8 protein-coding genes are annotated in these 15,188 nt (G+C 71.2%); 2 read left to right on the top strand and 6 right to left on the bottom strand.

Translation table 11 applies throughout. The features are described from left to right. Nucleotides 1-62: 62 nt before the first annotated feature. Both LWJ43_RS26685 and LWJ43_RS26680 read right to left on the bottom strand, forming a co-directional pair. The gene (locus LWJ43_RS26685) at nt 63-1,061 is read right to left on the bottom strand and encodes a DNA polymerase Y family protein (protein ID WP_277334735.1); all 999 of its coding nucleotides are present in this window, start codon (nt 1,059-1,061) and stop codon (nt 63-65) included. Further along, a complete protein-coding gene (locus tag LWJ43_RS26680) occupies nt 1,058-4,510 on the bottom strand; it encodes a DNA polymerase III subunit alpha (RefSeq protein ID WP_277334734.1) in 3,453 nt (1,150 codons plus the stop codon). The genes LWJ43_RS26685 and LWJ43_RS26680 overlap by 4 nt, the downstream gene beginning before the upstream one ends. Before the next feature lie 156 nt (nt 4,511-4,666). On the opposite strand from LWJ43_RS26680, the gene LWJ43_RS26675 reads away from it, so the two are divergent. Then, nucleotides 4,667-5,731 (top strand): DUF3533 domain-containing protein, encoded by a 1,065-nt coding sequence (locus tag LWJ43_RS26675; RefSeq protein WP_277334733.1) that lies wholly within the window; start codon nt 4,667-4,669, stop codon nt 5,729-5,731. Nucleotides 5,732-5,740: 9 nt separating this feature from the next. On the opposite strand, the gene LWJ43_RS26670 is transcribed toward LWJ43_RS26675, so the two are convergent. Together LWJ43_RS26670 and LWJ43_RS26665 are read right to left on the bottom strand one after the other, a co-directional pair. Continuing rightward, nucleotides 5,741-6,916: a macrolide family glycosyltransferase gene (locus LWJ43_RS26670; RefSeq protein WP_277334732.1), complete on the bottom strand. Its 1,176-nt coding sequence runs from the start codon at nt 6,914-6,916 to the stop codon at nt 5,741-5,743. Nucleotides 6,917-7,369: 453 nt separating this feature from the next. After that, entirely contained in the window at nt 7,370-8,455 is a 1,086-nt protein-coding gene (locus LWJ43_RS26665) for a S1 family peptidase (RefSeq protein ID WP_277334731.1), read from the bottom strand. Nucleotides 8,456-8,891: 436 nt separating this feature from the next. Here LWJ43_RS26665 and LWJ43_RS26660 point away from each other — a divergent pair, with 436 nt between their 5' ends. Beyond that, nucleotides 8,892-9,785 (top strand): alpha/beta fold hydrolase, encoded by an 894-nt coding sequence (locus LWJ43_RS26660; protein ID WP_277334730.1) that lies wholly within the window; start codon nt 8,892-8,894, stop codon nt 9,783-9,785. Nucleotides 9,786-9,842: 57 nt separating this feature from the next. On the opposite strand, the gene fxsT is transcribed toward LWJ43_RS26660, so the two are convergent. Together fxsT and fsxC are read right to left on the bottom strand one after the other, a co-directional pair. Beyond that, the gene (gene fxsT / locus LWJ43_RS26655; protein WP_277334729.1) at nt 9,843-13,775 is read right to left on the bottom strand and encodes an FxSxx-COOH system tetratricopeptide repeat protein; all 3,933 of its coding nucleotides are present in this window, start codon (nt 13,773-13,775) and stop codon (nt 9,843-9,845) included. Next, complete coding sequence (gene fsxC, locus LWJ43_RS26650) at nt 13,772-15,073, bottom strand: FxsC protein (RefSeq protein ID WP_346771995.1); 1,302 nt, start codon at nt 15,071-15,073, stop codon at nt 13,772-13,774. Before fsxC ends, fxsT begins: the two co-directional genes overlap by 4 nt. Between the last annotated feature and the right edge of the window lie 115 nt (nt 15,074-15,188).

The following is a 15,188-nucleotide window of genomic DNA, read 5'->3' as shown; positions in this document are numbered from 1 at the left end:
AAGATTCCGGCGCCCCCGGAGGCGGGCCGGGAGCCCGGACGCTGCGGACGACCGCCCTCGGGTCAGGCCGCGAGCCGCCCCGGCTTCACCGCCTGCGGGCCGAACCTGGCCCGCAGCCGGTCGGACACCGCCTCGATCCGCCGTGCCCGTTCGTCCACCGGGTCGAAGGTGAGCTGATGGGCGGCCCGTTCGGCGTCGTGGAGCCCCTCGGCCCTCAGCCCGATCCCCCGCACCCTCGCCCGCTGCAGGGCGAACGACTCCTGGATCCGGTACGCGAGCGAGGTCAGCGCCACCGAGTGGGCGGTGGGCTCCGTGAGCGTACGGCTGCGGGTCAGCGTCGCGTAGCCGGTCCGGTCGGCGTAGCGCACGGACACCGCGAGCGAGCGGCACACCTGCCCGTCGCCGCGCATCCTGGCCCCCAGTTCCTCGGTGAGCGAGAGGAGGGCGCGGCGGTGCTGCTCGGGGTCGAGTTCGTCGCGGGGGAAGGAGCGTTCGGCGGCGATCGACCGGGCGGCCGCGTTCGGGACGACCCGCGTGCGGTCGATGCCGTTGGCCCGCTCCCACAGCTCACGTCCGGTCCGTACGCCGGTGATGCGCTGCAGGGTGGCGAGCGGCGCGGCGGCTATCCGGCCGATGGAGTCGAGCCCGTATCCGCACAGGGTGCGCGCGGTCGCCGCCCCGACGCCGTCCAGTGCGGCGGCGGGCCGGGACGCGAGGAAGCCGGCGTGCTCACCGGGGGCCACCACGAAGGTCGTTCCCGCGGGGGCCTGCCGTGCGGCCATCCTGGCCAGCATGGGGTTGGAGGCCGCACCGATCGCGCAGTCCACGCCGTGCAGGGCGAGGGCGCGCACCCGGATCACGGAGGCCAGGCCGGCCGCGTCCTGCCCGAAGTAGCGCAGGGCACCGCCGACATCGGCCAGCGCGGCACCGGGCGGGGCCGCCTCGACGACCGGGGTGAACGCCCCGAGGAGGGCGATCAGCCCTTCGTAGGCCGCGCTGTCCGGCAGTCCGCCGCCGATCCGGCGGAACCGCAGGCACAGGACGGCCGGCTGCTCGTTCATCCCGCGCTCCCCTGGCTCCGGTGCCACAGCTTCCTCCCGGTGGGCGCGCCCTCACCGGCCGGCTGGAGATCGGACCAGGGGTTCATCTCGTAGCCGGTCGGCAGCTGGATGCGACGGCCGTCGTCGGAGGTCTCCCCCTCCTCGTCGGCGGGCTCCTCCGCCAGCCGTGCCGCGACCGCGTCGAGACCGCCGGTGCGCCGGAGTTCGGCCAGTTCCGCCAGGTTCCAGGCCGCCGCGCCGACCACGCTCATGCTGCGCGCGCCCCGCCGCTGGACCACCCCGCGCACCAGCAGCAGCCAGGAGTGGAAGACGGTGTGCGCGCAGGCGGCGTGACTGTCGTCGAAGAAGGCGAGGTCGACCAGGCCCGTCCCGTCGTCCAGGGTGGTGAAGATGACCCGGCGCCCGGAACGGACCGGCGGGGTCTGCGTGGCCACCTTGGCGCCCGCGACCAGCACGGTCTCCCCGTGCCTGGCCTCCCTCAGCCGCTTGGCGGAGACCGCGCCGAGCTCCTCCAGGAAGTCGTGGTGATCGCCCATCAGATGGCGCGACACGTCCATGCTGAGCACGCCGAGTTCGGCGCTGAGACGTTCGGCGTCGTTGAGGTCGGGCAGCCCGACGCTGCCGGTCCGGTGCCCGCCGCCGAGCGGGAGCTGGGCACCGTTCCCCTTGGTGCCCGGACCCCGCTGGGCGCGGTGGAGTTCGGACAGGTGCAGCAACAGGTCCCGGCGGTTGGCGCCGAAGGAGTCCAGCGCACCGACCTGGGCCAGGCGTTCGGCGGCGGGCTTCCCGGGCCTGGCCCGCTGCCAGAAGTCCAGCAGGGAGCTGTAGGGCTGCCCGGCCTCGATCCGGGCGACCTCCGCCTCACTGATGCCGTGGACGTCCGAGAGAGCCAGCCTCAATCCCCATTTCTCACCATTGTCGCCAGACACCAGTTCGATCCGATGGGTGGCCGCCGACCGGTTCACATCCAGCGGCAGCACCGGCACCCCGCGCCGCCGCGCGTCCGCGAGCAGCAGCCGCTTCGGGTACATCCCGGGGTCGTGCGTGAGCAGCCCCGCGTAGAAGGCCGCCGGGTGGTGCGCCTTGAGCCAGGCCGACTGGTACGTCGGCACGGCGAAGGCGACCGCGTGCGCCTTGCAGAAGCCGTAGCTCCCGAACGCCTCGATGATCTCCCAGGCGCGGGCGATCACTTCGGCGCCGTACTTCCGCTCCGCCGCCCGCCGGGCGAACCAGACCTTGATCCGGGCCTGCGACTCGAGGTCGGAGAGTCCGCGCCGCACCCGGTCGGCCTCGCCGCGTCCGCAGCCGGTCATGATGTTCACCATCTCGATGATCTGTTCGTGGAAGACGACCACCCCGTAGGTGTCGCGCAGCGCTCCTTCCAGGTCGGGGTGCGGATAGCGTACGGGGGCGCGGCCGTGCCTGGCCTCGATGAACGGCCGCACCATGTCGGCGGCGACCGGACCCGGCCGGAACAGCGAGATGTCGACCACCAGGTCGTGGAAGGTGGCGGGCTGGAGGCGGCCGACCAGGTCGCGCTGGCCCGGCGACTCGATCTGGAAGCAGCCGAGCGTCTCGGCGCTCTTGATCAGCCGGTACGTCTCCGGGTCGCCCTGCGGCACGGCGTCCAGGTCGATCTCCCGCCCCGAGGCCCGCTTCACCTCGGTCACCGCGTGCGCCATCGCCGACTGCATCCGTACGCCGAGCACATCGAGCTTGAGCAGCCCGAGGTGCTCCACGTCGTCCTTGTCGAACTGGGACATGGGGAAACCCTCGCCGCTGGTGGGCATGACCGGGGTACGCCGCAGCAGCGAGTCGTCCGAGAGGAGCACCCCGCACGGGTGCATGGCGATGCCGCGCGGCAGTGCGTCCAGCGACTCCACCAGGTCCCAGAGCCGGCCGTACCGCTCCTTCCGCCCGGCCACGGCACGCAGTTCGGGCAGTTCCTCCATCGCGGCGCGGGCGTCCCTGGCCCGGATGTGCGGGAAGGCCTTGGCGAGCCGGTCGGTCTCGGCCGGGTCCATGGAGAGCGCGGCACCGACGTCACGGATGGCGTGGCGCACCCGGTAGGTCTCGGGCATGGAGACGGCCGCGACCCGCTCGGTGCCGAAGCGGTCGATGATCGCGCGGTAGACCTCCAGACGGCGGGCCGACTCGACGTCGATGTCGATGTCGGGCAGCACGAAGCGCCGCTTGGACAGGAAGCGTTCCATGAGCAGCCCGTGTTCGACCGGGTCGGCGTGGGCGATCCCGAGCAGGTGGTTGACCAGGGAACCGGCCCCGGAGCCTCGCGCGGCGACCCGGATGCCCATCCCCTTCACGTCGTCGACGACCTGGGAGACCGTGAGGAAGTAGGTGGCGAAGCCGTGGTGGGCGATGATGTCCAGCTCGCGGTGCATCCGCTCCCAGTAGTCGCGCCTGCGGTCGTAGCCGTGCCGCACCATGCCCGCGGCGGCGCGGGAGGCCAGCACCCGCTGGGCGGTGCGCCGCTCCGCCCCGACGAGGCGCGGCTCGGGGAAGTGGACGCTGCCGAGCCCCAGGTCCTCCACCGGGTCGACGCGGCAGGCGTCGGCGGTGTGCCGGGTCTCGGCGAGCAGCCGCTCGCCGGCCCCCCGGCCGAGTCCCGCCGCGGAGGCGATCCGCTCCGCGGTCTCCCGCATCGCGGCGTCGTCCTTGAGCCAGCGCTCCCCGCTGTCGAGCGGGGTGCGGCGCGGGTCTACGGGGACGAGCCTGCGGGCCGAGTCGAGCACGTCGGCGACGGGTCCCTGCCCGGGGTCCGCGTACCGGACGGCGTTGGTCAGCACGGCCCGCACCCCCTGTTCGGCGGCGAAGCCGACGGTGCGGGCGGCGAGCCGCAGCGATCCGGGGCCGGTGCCCTCGCGCCCGTGGTGGACGGCTTCGAGGCGCAGGGCGTCGCCGTAGATCTCCCGCCAGGGGGCGAGCAGTGCGGCGGCCCGGTCGGGCCGGCCCGCCGCCAGTGCGGCGCCCACCTCGGAGGCGGGGCCGAGCAGCACGGTGAGCCCTTCGGCGGGCAGCGCGTCCCGGCCGACCAGGGGCTGCCCGGCGTCCGGGCCCCTGGTACCGGAGTGCGCCGCGGTGACCAGCCCGCACAGTCCGGCCCAGCCGCGGGCACCGTCCCGGGCGAGGAAGGTGACCCGGGGTGCCGATTCATCGACAAAGGCACCCCCGCGGGCCGGTGTGCGCGGCCTGTGCGCGCGCACCCCTTCGGCCACCCGCGCCACCGCCAGCTCCGCCCCGAAGAGCGGCCGCACATCGGCCTTCTCGCAGGCCCTGGCGAAGCGGACCGCACCCGCGAGGCTGTCACGGTCGGTCAGCGCGAGGGCGTCCATCCCCCGCTCGGCGGCGCGCTCGGCCAGCCGCTCCGGGTGCGACGCCCCGTACCGCAGGGAGAACCCGGAAACGGTATGCAGATGCGTGAACCCTGACATCCGCACCTCCTGGACCGATCCGTACTCACCACCCCTCGCTCTCCACCATAGACCAAGTTTCGAACGTTCGTACGATAACCGAGGGTGCGGCCACTCCTCCGCCATTCGGCCCGCCCCCACCTGCGCGAACAGCGCCCTGCCCGGACCGTGGGGGGCATGACTTTCGCTGACGAGGTGAAGAACGCCGTCACCGTACGAGCCGCACTCCTGGTCGTCGGCGTACTGGCGCTGCAACTGCTGTTCATCGCCTCCTACGTCGGCGCGCTGCACAGGCCCGACCCGACGGACGTCCCCTTCGGGGTCGTCGCACCGCAGCAGGTGTCGGGGCAGCTCGTCACCCAGCTGGACGGCCTGCCGGGCGACCCGCTCGACCCTCGCGCGGTCTCCGGCGAGGCCGAGGCGCGCCGGCAGATCGAGAACCGCGACATCGACGGCGCCCTGATCGTCAGCCCCTCCGGGTCGACGGACACCGTGCTCGTCGCCTCCGGCGGCGGCACCGTGCTGGCCACCTCGCTGACAAAGATCATCAAGGAGGCGGAGGGGCCCCGGCAGCGCACGGTACGGGCCGTGGACGTGGCCCCTGCCTCCCCGGACGACTTCGACGGCCTCTCCTCCTTCTACCTGGTGGTGGGATGGTGCGTCGGCGGCTACCTCTGCGCCTCGATCCTGGCGATCAGCGCGGGCACGAAGCCCGCCGACCGGCAGCGCGCGGTGATCCGCACCGGTGTCATGGCGCTGTACTCGATCGCGGGCGGCATCGGCGGCGCGGTCATCATCGGCCCGATTCTCGGAGCGCTCCCTGGCAGCGTGTGGGCGCTATCCGGGCTGGGCGCCCTGGTCGTGTTCTCGGTCGGCATGACCACACTCGCCCTGCAGGCACTCACCGGCATCGTCGGCATCGGGCTGGCCGTCCTCATCATCGTGATCGCGGGCAACCCGAGCGCGGGCGGCGCCTTCCCGCTGCCGATGCTGCCGGACTTCTGGCGGGCCATCGGCCCCGCCCTGCCACCCGGCGCGGGCACCTGGACGGCCCGCTCGATCGCGTACTTCAAGGGCAACGCGGTCACCGGTCCGCTGCTGGTGCTCTCCGCCTGGGCGGTCGCCGGCACGGCACTCACCCTGCTGCTGTCGATGCGCCGCCGGGAGACGGGCGGGACACGGCAGGCGGCCGTTCCCGGAGGAGCGCCGGCTTCCCCCGGGAACGGCTCGAGCCCCGCCTGAGGCCGGGGGTCAGCCCAGCATCTCCTCGACCAGACCAACGGCCCGGGCGGTGCCGCCCTCCGCCCGGACATCGGCACGGAGCCGTGCCGAGCGCCGGGCGACCTCGGGGTCGGCGACGAGTTCCGTGAGCGCAGTGCGCAGCGCCACGGCGGTGGCGTCCGCCGTGTCGATGCGGCGGGCCACGCCCAGCTCCACCAGCCGGTCCGCGTTCATGAACTGCTCGGCGCCCTGCGGGACGGCGATCATGGGAACACCGGTGTACAGCCCCTCACCGCTGCCGCCCATCCCCGCGTGCGTGACGAACGCGTCGGCCTGCTCCAGGATCGCCAACTGGGGCACCCAGGAGTGCACCTCGACATTGCCCGGGATGTCGCCCAGCTCGTCGGGATCGACGTACTTCCCGATCTGGAGCACGACGTGCCATCCCGCCAGGTCGCCGTACGCCTCCAGGCACCGGCGGTAGAAGTCCGGCTGCTTCGTGTACGCCGAGCCCAGGGAGACCAGCAGCACGTTCTCCGCCCCGGCCGGCCGGGTCCAGGTGTCCCGGTCCGTACGCGAGCCGAAGCAGGGGCCGACGAACGACACCGCGTCGGCGTCGACCCGGTCCGCGTGCGGCTGCATGGCCCTCGGGATCGTCGCCAGGGCCCTCGCGGGCCGACCGGAGAACGCGTCGACGTCCGTGGTGACCGCCCCGGACAAGGCGAGCCACCGCGCGAACTTCGCCCGGTACGCCTCGGCGCCGGGCAGCTCCCACAGGGCCGCCGCCATCTCCTCGGCGTAGCCGTCCCAGGCCACGAAGGTCGGGGAGAGCTGAAGGACGGGCCTGCCCTGCGACTCCGCGAGGGCGCGGGCGGCGTAGGCACCGATGTCGTACAGGTAGAGGTCCGCCCTGTCGTGGTCGTAGGCGGCACGCAGGTGCGGAAGGGCCTGGACTGCCTCGTCGAGGAAGAGGTCCATCGCGGCGATCGGGTCGGCCGGCCAGTCGTTGTCGACGAACGGCAGGCCGGATGCGTACGGGACGAACTCGGCACCGGTGGCCGTGATCCGGTCCGCCACGGCGGGGTCGTTGGCATACGTCACCCGGTGGCCGCGGGCCACCAGCTCACGCAGGATCTCGAGGCTCGGCAGGACATGGCTGACGATCGGGATGCCGATCATCGCGATGTGGGCACGGCGACGGGACATACGGAATCACTCGTTTCAGGTCTACGGCGAGAAGGACACACCGGACCGGCACGCCGCCACCCGGGGCGCAGCCTGCCGGGGAGCGCGCACGGGTGCGCGGCACGGGAACGGGGGCACTGCCCCGTCCGGTGTCAGCCGTAGATCTGACAGGGATTCATGGGCGGCAGCCTAAGGGCGTACCGGTGGGTGCGCCAGGGATTTTCCGGGGCGGCTCGACCGCGTGGTCATCATGGGCGCTCCGCCGCGCACACCTGACAGGACGAGGCCCGCCCATGTACGGCACCCGGCCGCGCTCCTGCTCCGACCGCCGCGGAACACACCCGACCACGCCGCGACATCGGCGGCCCCGTCGTCGCTCCTGGCCGGTGCAGTGCCGGGGGCAGCGAAAGCCCGCCCCTCGCACAGCGTATTCGAGGGGCGGGCTAGCCGGCCGTCAGGAGCCGGAACCGTGGGTCAGCCGATCTCGGCGCCGTACGCCGCCAGCGCCTCGGGCACAGGCTGGAAGAACGTCTCGCCGCCGGCGGAGCAGTCGCCGCTGCCGCCCGAGGTCAGCCCGATCGCGGTGTCGCCCGAGAACAGCGAGCCACCGCTGTCGCCCGGTTCGGCGCAGACCGTGGTCTGGATGAGGCCGTTGACGATGTCGCCGTTGCCGTAGTTGACCGTGGCGTCCAGGGCGGTGACCTCACCGTCGTGGACCTGGGTGGTGGAGCCGCTGCGGGTCACCGACATGCCGACGGTCGCGTCGCCCGCCTTGGTGATCGCCTGGGTGGAGCCGTCGTAGAGGTCGACCTCGCTGGGGTGCTCCACGTCCGAGGTGTACTTGACCAAGCCGTAGTCGTTGTCCGGGAAGCTGGATCCCTCGTTGGCACCGATCTCCGAGCCGCCCTGCGAGTCGGACCAGCTGGTGATCGACTCGGTGCAGTGGCCGGCGGTGAGGAAGTACGGCTCGCCGCCCTTGACCACGTTGAAGCCCAGCGAGCAGCGGCCGCCGTTGCCCCAGATCGCGTCGCCGCCCGCGATCAGCGGCTTGAACTCCCCTGCGGACTTGTTGAGCTCGGCCTTGGAGCCGAGCCCCTCGACCACCTTGCTGAGCTTGTCCCAGTCCGCTCCGTCGACCGTGCGGTCGGCGGTGACGATCACCTTGTTGCTGACCGGGTCGACGGCCCAGGAGGTGCCGGGGATGGTCGCCTTGTCGGTGAGGGTCTGCCGGGCGGTCGTCAGCTCGGCGAGCGTGTTCTCGACCAGTCTGGCCTTGCCGCCCGCCTGACGGACCTGCTCGGCCGCCGCCTGGTCGACGACGTTCACGACGAGGTTCTTGGCCTCGGCGTCGTAGTACGAGCCCGCGGTGTCACCACTCAGGGACTTGCCCAGGGTGGCGGCGAGACTTCCGGCCGACTCCGCGTCGAGGGTCTTGGCGGTGAACTGGGGAACGTCGTCACTGGCGTTCGCAGTCTGGAACGTCACCCCTGCCGCGACCACGGCGAGTACGGCCGATCCGGCCATCGCCGTGCGCTTCCTGGATATGCGTCGGTGCTTCAACTTCGACCTCCTGTGGGGCCGTGCACGGACAAGTGGGGTGTCCGGAACACGGAGGATGGGGCGCCCACTATTCCCATGCGGCCGATAGCACACAAGGTCGACTTCCGGACGCGCACACGACGACAACGGTTCGCACGCGGGGCGTTCACAAGCCGGACGTCCCACCACGTCGGTTCCTATTGCGAACACCCGGTGCGACGGAGGGTCGGCACCGGGTGAGGACCAGTCCTGTCCTGTAATCGCGCCCGGAGTCCGGATGTCGCGGAGAGCGTTCCTGAAGCCGAACGCCACCGAGTGCCTCCGAACGTCCCGAACACCACCGGCGCGTGCCGACAGGGAGTGCCGGTATCGCTTCCGATAGGTCATCATCGAACTGGCAGTACACAACGGGTAGTTGATGCCCGGTGCGGATGGAATGACCGAGCGGAGGAGCGGCGTGCGAAGTCGGGTGCGCGTGGCGGACGGACGGCATCTGCTGGTCGAGCGTCAGGGGGACCCCCGAGGCAGACCGGTGTTCCTCCTGCACGGCATGCCCGGCAGCCGGCTGGGTCCCGCTCCGCGCGGGATGGTCCTCTACCAGCGGAGGATGCAGCTGATCAGCTACGACCGGCCGGGATACGGCGGATCCGACCGGCTGCCGGGGCGCAGGGTGAGGGACGTCATCGAGGACGTACGGGCGATCGCCGACTCGCTCGGCCTGGAGCGGTTCGCGGTGGTCGGGCGCTCCGGCGGCGCCCCGCACGCACTGGCCTGCGCGGCGCTGATGCCGGACCGCGTCACCAGGAGCGCGGCTCTGGTCAGTCTGGCCCCGAGGGACGCCGAAGGACTCGACTGGTTCGACGGGATGGCCGCGTCGAACGTGCTCGCCTACTCCCGGGCCGTGGCGGATCCGGACGGGCTGGCGGAGTCCTTCATCAGCCGCTCGGCGGAGATCCGGCAGAACCCGGTCCGGCTCCTGGACGACCTCCGGCGGGAACTGACCGACTCCGACCGGACCGTGGTCAACGACGCCGGTATCCGCACCATGCTCCTCGCCAACTTCCGCGAGGGGCTGCGCACGTCGGCGTACGGCTGGATCGACGACGCGCTCGCGTTCTGCAGGCCGTGGGGGTTCGACCCCGCGGACATCAGGTGCCCGGTGATGCTGTGGCACGGCGTCAAGGACGTGTTCTCCCCCGTGGGCCACTCCCGCTGGCTGGCCGAACAGATCCCGGGCGCCACCGCCGTACTGGAACCGGCGGCGGCGCACTTCGACGCGCTGTCCGTGCTGCCGTCCATTCTCAACTGGTTGCTGGACGAGGGGGAAGCAGGGGACGCCGCCGCCTGCTGACGCTGACGGAGGTGTCCCGGCCCCGGCTCCGAGAGCCGGGACCGGGACACCTCCGTATCACAGCGACATCGGCTCCAGTTCCCGCCGGAACCTCCGCTCGTCCCGCGCTATCCGGGTCAGCGGGTGGTCGTCGCCGAGCTGTCGTGCCAGTTCGTCACCGGTCTCCGCCCGCAGCCTCAGCGCCTCGTCCTCGCGTCCCATCGCGTCGAGCGTGACCGCGAGGTTCGAGGTCATGGCGAGGGTCTCCGGATGGTGCGCCCCGAGCACCTCCCGCAGCTGACCCGCCACGGTGCGCTCCGTCTCCAGCACGATCCCGAGCTCGCCCCGGTCGGCTGTGGCGTTGGCGAGGTTCATCACCGAGAACAGCGTGTTCGGGTGCTCCCGTCCGAACACCTCGCGCATGGAGGCGACCACCCGCGTCAGCAGCCTCTCGGCCTCCACAGGCGCCCCGGTCCCCGAGAGGTAGACGCCGAGGTTGTTCTGCGCGGCGAGGGTGTAGGGATGCTGCTCCCCCGGCACCTTCATGTACTGGTCCACCACCTCCTGCGCGGCATCCCTGGCCTCGGTGGTCTCCCCCGCGGCGAACAGGTCGGCCGCCATGTTGAGGTCGCACGCGAGCGAGTCGGGGTTGGCGACGGTGTACTTGGCCCGGTACCTGGCCCGGGTGGCCACCGTGAGCCTGCGGGCGTCCTCCAGCAGCCCCGCCCTGCGCAGGGAGACCGCCAGGCTCTTGGCGGCGCTGAGCGTGGTGGGGTAGGTCCGCCCGAGCGTGGCCTTGTAGGAGTCGTACGTCCGGCTGAGCAGACCCACCGAGTCCTCGTACCGCCCCACCTCACGCAGGTCACGGGCAAGCGACATCGCGGAGGAAAGGCTGTACGGATGCTCGGGACCCAGGACCTCGGACCGCAGGTCGTAGACGTCCTGGTCGATCTCCCTGGCGCGTGCGTACTGCCCGACACTCCGCAGGTTCAGCGCCAGGTTGTTGGCCGCGGCCAGCGTACGGGGATGCCGGTCGTGGAAGATCTGGCTGAACCCCTCGTGTGCCGCGGTCGCCAGCTCGATCGCCTTGGTGTAGTCGCCGAGCAGCCCCAGGTCGATGGCCAGGCTGCTGGTGGTCATGTACGTGTGCGGATGCTCCGGCCCCAGCACCTTTCGCTGCCGCCCGAGGGTCACCTCGTCGAGCTCCTTGGCCTCGACGAACCGGCCCCGGGTCCGCAGGATGTTGGAGAGGTGGAAGCAGAGGTAGAGGTACTGCAGGTCCTCGTTGCCCAGCATGTCCCGCCAGGTGTCGCGGAGCTCGTCCCCGAGCCGGCCCGCGGTCCTGACGTCCCCGCGCTTCCACAGGTAGCGCACCCGGTCGATCAGCAGCCGGCGGGTCTCCGGTTCCCTGCAGTTGCGAGCGTCCGACGGGCCGAGATGCGGCCAGATCGTGGCGAAACGCGGCCAGGTCTCCGGATTGTCGATCGGCTCGTCGTCGTCGGGCCGTGCACCCGCCAGGATGCGGTGGACGACGTGCCTGGCCTCGCGCTGCTCCTCCTCGCTGAGCTGGGCCCTGATCACCGCCTGCACCAGGCGGTGCACCTGGATGGAGTTCGAGACCTGGTCGACCTTGGCGAGGGCGAAGCGGCCGATCTCCCTGATGACCCGGCCCAGCACCAGCTTCTCCTGGAGCGAGGCGTCGTACGGCTTCAGCGCCTCGATCATCTCCTTGCTGTAGAGGAGATTGGCGGAGATCGGCTCTGGAGCGAAGAACGCGCAGAGCTGGAGCAGCCGCACCGCGGCAGGTGACCGCTCCTTGAGGCGTTCGATGGAGATGTTCCAGGTGGCCGCGACGGGCTGCGGATATCCGGCCGGCTGGTTCAGCGCGAGGACCTGGGGTGCCTGGCGGGCCAGTTGCTCCAGGTAGGTGTCGATGGGGGTGGCGGTCTCCGCGATCCAGGCCGCCGCCTGTTCGACCGCGAGCGGCAGGTCACCGACAGCGGTGGCCACCTGGGCCGCGTCCTCGTCGCTCAGTCCCGGCGCACGGCGCTGGAGGTGCTCGATCGACTCCTCCCGGAGGAACACGTCGACGGGCAGGGCGTCACCGTGCTGGGACCAGGTCTGGTTCCTGGACGTGACCAGGATGTGGCCCGAGCCGCCCTGCGGGAAGTAGCGGCTGAGGCGCTCGGGGTCGTCGGCGTTGTCGAACACCAGCAGCCAGCGTTCCGAGGGGACACCCCGCCGCAGCAGGTCCACGGCCTCGTGGGACGCGGCCGCCATGTCGTCGCCGCCCTGTGCCCCGAGGCGTACGGCGAGTTCCGCGAGGCTGGCCACCACGTCGTCGATCTGCTCGGAGGATATCCACCACACCAGGTCGTAGTCGGCCATGAAGCGGTGTACGTACTCCAGGGCCACCTGGGTCTTGCCGACGCCGCCCAGGCCGTACAGCGTCTGCGGCTGCGGCAGCACGACGGCCATGCCCCCGCCGAGCTGGTCCCGCATCCGCTCCAGGACGAGGGAGCGGCCGGTGAAGCCGGGGTTGCGGGGCGGGGCGTTCCAGATCCGGGGCACTGTGCCCGGGAAGCGGGGGCCCGGTGACATCCCGTCGCCGAGCTGCACCGGCCGGTCCAGGGCGCGCATCAGGGCCGTGGTGGCGTGTACCTCGTCGAGCCGGAACAGGTCGACCGGGTTGCGGTCGATGTACGGCGCGGACAGCCGGACGTCGCTGACCCTGAGCGGCAGCAGCTGGCGCCGTCCGCCACCGGGATCCTCGGAGACCGCCCTCTCCCACAGGTTCACGGCCCGCTGGGACTTGAGATAGGCGCTGGAGAGCAGGACGACCGTGCGGGTCGCGGACTCGGCCGCCTGCGCGGCGTCCACGGGGCCGGTGTCGGCGGAGACGTCGCGCGGCACCACCCGGAACCCCGCCCGGGTGAGGACCGATTCGATCCAGTCGGCCCACATGCGGTTCTCCGCCACGTAGCTGAGGAAGAGATCGGCGGGCAGCGCGGGCCTGCGCCTGGTGAAGGCGTCGCGGATGCGCAGCCTGACCTCCTCGCCCACCTGCGGCATCGAGGTGATCTCCTGCTGGGTGACGACCGCGGTGAGGCGCTCGAAGGCGGACAGGAGGGAGTTGCTGAGTCCTGCCTCGTCGCCGAAGGTGGCCAGGGTCTCCTCGTACGCGTAGTAGGGGCGGTAGGGGATCTCCACCGCGCCCCAGTAGGCGGTGAGTTCGTCGCCCGAGAGGTCACGCGGCAGCCGGTCGAACTTCAGCCGGGCCAGGGCCCGGCCCGCGTCGGCCTTCTCCTTCTCGCCCTCGTCGATGCGCATCGGGACGGGGAAGATGGAGATGGGCCTGCCGGTGTAGCGCTCGGCGATCTGACGGGCGACGGAGGCCGCACCGTCGATGGACTGGTCGCTGAGGGTGAAGCAGTCGACGAGCACGTCAGGGAGGTGGACGGTGCAGATGTCGGCGATGTCGCTGAGGCCCGTACGGCTGTCGATGAGGACGTAGTCGTAGTTGGCCTTCATGTCGTCCCGCAGGGCGTCGAAGAAGAGCCCTCCGCCGAGCCGGTCGTAGAAGTTGTCCCAGTCGAAGGTGGAGACGGTGGCGGAGTACTCGCGGTTCTGTCGTCCGGCGGAGACGAAGTCGAGGGTTCCGCCCCGCGGGAACTCCCAGCCGAGCGCCTCGGGGGTGAGCGAGACCGCGTGCGGCTGGATGCGGGCGTAGTCGCGGTGCCAGTCGTCGGCCCGCTGGGCCGGGTTGGTCGCGGCCCAGGCGTACTCGGTGATCAGGTCGATCACGCCGGTGGTGGCGCCGAGCGTCGAGGGGTCGAGGAAGGGATGGAAGAACCGGTGGAGTCCGGGGGCTTCCAGGTCCCAGTCGACGGCCAGCACCCTCTTGCCGTTGGCGGCGAGGATCCAGGCGGTGTTCGCCAGGGCCATGGTGCGCCCGGTGCCGCCCTTGTACGAGTAGAAAGTGACGATGCGCCCGTCACGACCGGCTGTCATACGTCCTCCGCATCCATCGCAGGGTCGTGCATGTCGGGTATGAACTGTGTGCTGCCCATGGGCCCCATCAGTCGCGTCCGTTCGCTGTGCCGGCCGCCGGCCGGTGGGTAGACCGTGGCGTGCCTCAGATACTGCTGGGCTGCCACCTCGACCACTTGGGGAAGGACCTGGCCGAACGCCTCCATGCTGGGTACCCCCTTGGCCGCGACACGGCAGAAGGCCCGCCCCTGCCGCATCTTGACCGGCATCGTCTGTTCGAGTTTCTCGGTCAGTTCGGCCTCGGCCGCCCTGCTCTGGTGGTCGTCCCTGCACCAGGGGACGACCATGGTCACCCAGGGACGGTTCTCCCGGTCGAAGGCGGCGAGCCGCCGCCTCAGGTCCTCGTCGTGCAGGGCCCAGCGGTCGACCAGGAGGATCTCGGGGGTGCTGGGCGGTTGCTTGCCCTCGCGCTGCCCCGGCTCCTCGTCGAACGACGCGACGACGGCCTGGTAGTTGAGGGAGCGCACCAACTCCTCGGCGACGTAGGCCAGTGGTCTGGCCGCGGCCGGATGGTAGGGGTTCCACTCCTGCGGGTTGTCGCCGTAGTACTCGGGGTTCCGGCCTTCCGGCAGATCGTGGCGGGTGGGCGCGGCGATGGTGATCCGCATGGGCCTCGGGGCGCCCGCGCCGCTCCCCGGAGCGCCGAAGGCGCTGGGTACGAGACGGAAGTCGAGTGGTCTGCCCGAGCCGATCTGCACGGTGTCGGCGACATGGACGATGCGCTTCGCCAGGTGGTAGACCGCTTGTTCGTAATCCTGCGCGAACAGCGTGAGTTTGATCAGCCCGTAGAGTCCGTCGCTGACGTAGCGGTCCCCGAAGTCGCGGTGGTTGAACTGTAATCTCTCAGCCGGGCCCGGGAGTTGGCTGGGCTGCACCGGCACCCAGAGCGCGGGCACGATCGCCTCGGCCGGCTGGTTCGACCGGGCCCTGTGATGGATCGCGCGCTGTTCGAAGGCGTACCACTCCTTGCCGCACATCTCACTGGCGAAATAGCGCGGCGAGAACAGTGGTACGAAGACACGGCAGTTGGCCAGGACGTTTCCCAGCCGCTCGGACCAGCCTTCACCGGAGCGTATCTCGCGGTCCATGAAACCGGCGGGCGATCCGGCGGGGAGGTTGGTCATGGCCATCACATGGCCGCAGAGATCCTGGAAAAGCCGTTCGACCCACATGTCTGGGTCAGATCCACCGCCGTACCCCGGTGTATGCGCGTAGCTCAGAAAAAAGTACGGCCGATGGTCCGCTCGCTGTTGCGTCATGCGTGCACACGACCCCCGTCCTGTGTGAGCACCCGCATCCCCAGGACTGTGGAGAGGGTGCGAGCGAATTCATCATTCCGGAGCGGACTGTGCTCCACCCCCATGGCGTTCGGTC

The sequence above is a fragment of the Streptomyces sp. JH34 genome (assembly GCF_029428875.1).
Lineage (GTDB): Bacteria > Actinomycetota > Actinomycetes > Streptomycetales > Streptomycetaceae > Streptomyces.
Note: the sequence above shows the minus strand (reverse complement) of the source record. Positions and strands in the feature narration are given on the sequence as shown.

Excerpts from the sequence above, each read along its gene's own strand:
- LWJ43_RS26685 (WP_277334735.1), bottom strand. The coding sequence starts at position 1,061 with ATGAACGAGCAGCCGGCCGTCCTGTGCCTGCGGTTCCGCCGGATCGGC.
- LWJ43_RS26680 (WP_277334734.1), bottom strand. The coding sequence starts at position 4,510 with ATGTCAGGGTTCACGCATCTGCATACCGTTTCCGGGTTCTCCCTGCGG.
- LWJ43_RS26675 (WP_277334733.1), top strand. The coding sequence starts at position 4,667 with ATGACTTTCGCTGACGAGGTGAAGAACGCCGTCACCGTACGAGCCGCA.
- LWJ43_RS26670 (WP_277334732.1), bottom strand. The coding sequence starts at position 6,916 with ATGTCCCGTCGCCGTGCCCACATCGCGATGATCGGCATCCCGATCGTC.
- fxsT (WP_277334729.1), bottom strand. The coding sequence starts at position 13,775 with ATGACAGCCGGTCGTGACGGGCGCATCGTCACTTTCTACTCGTACAAG.
- fsxC (WP_346771995.1), bottom strand. The coding sequence starts at position 15,073 with ATGACGCAACAGCGAGCGGACCATCGGCCGTACTTTTTTCTGAGCTAC.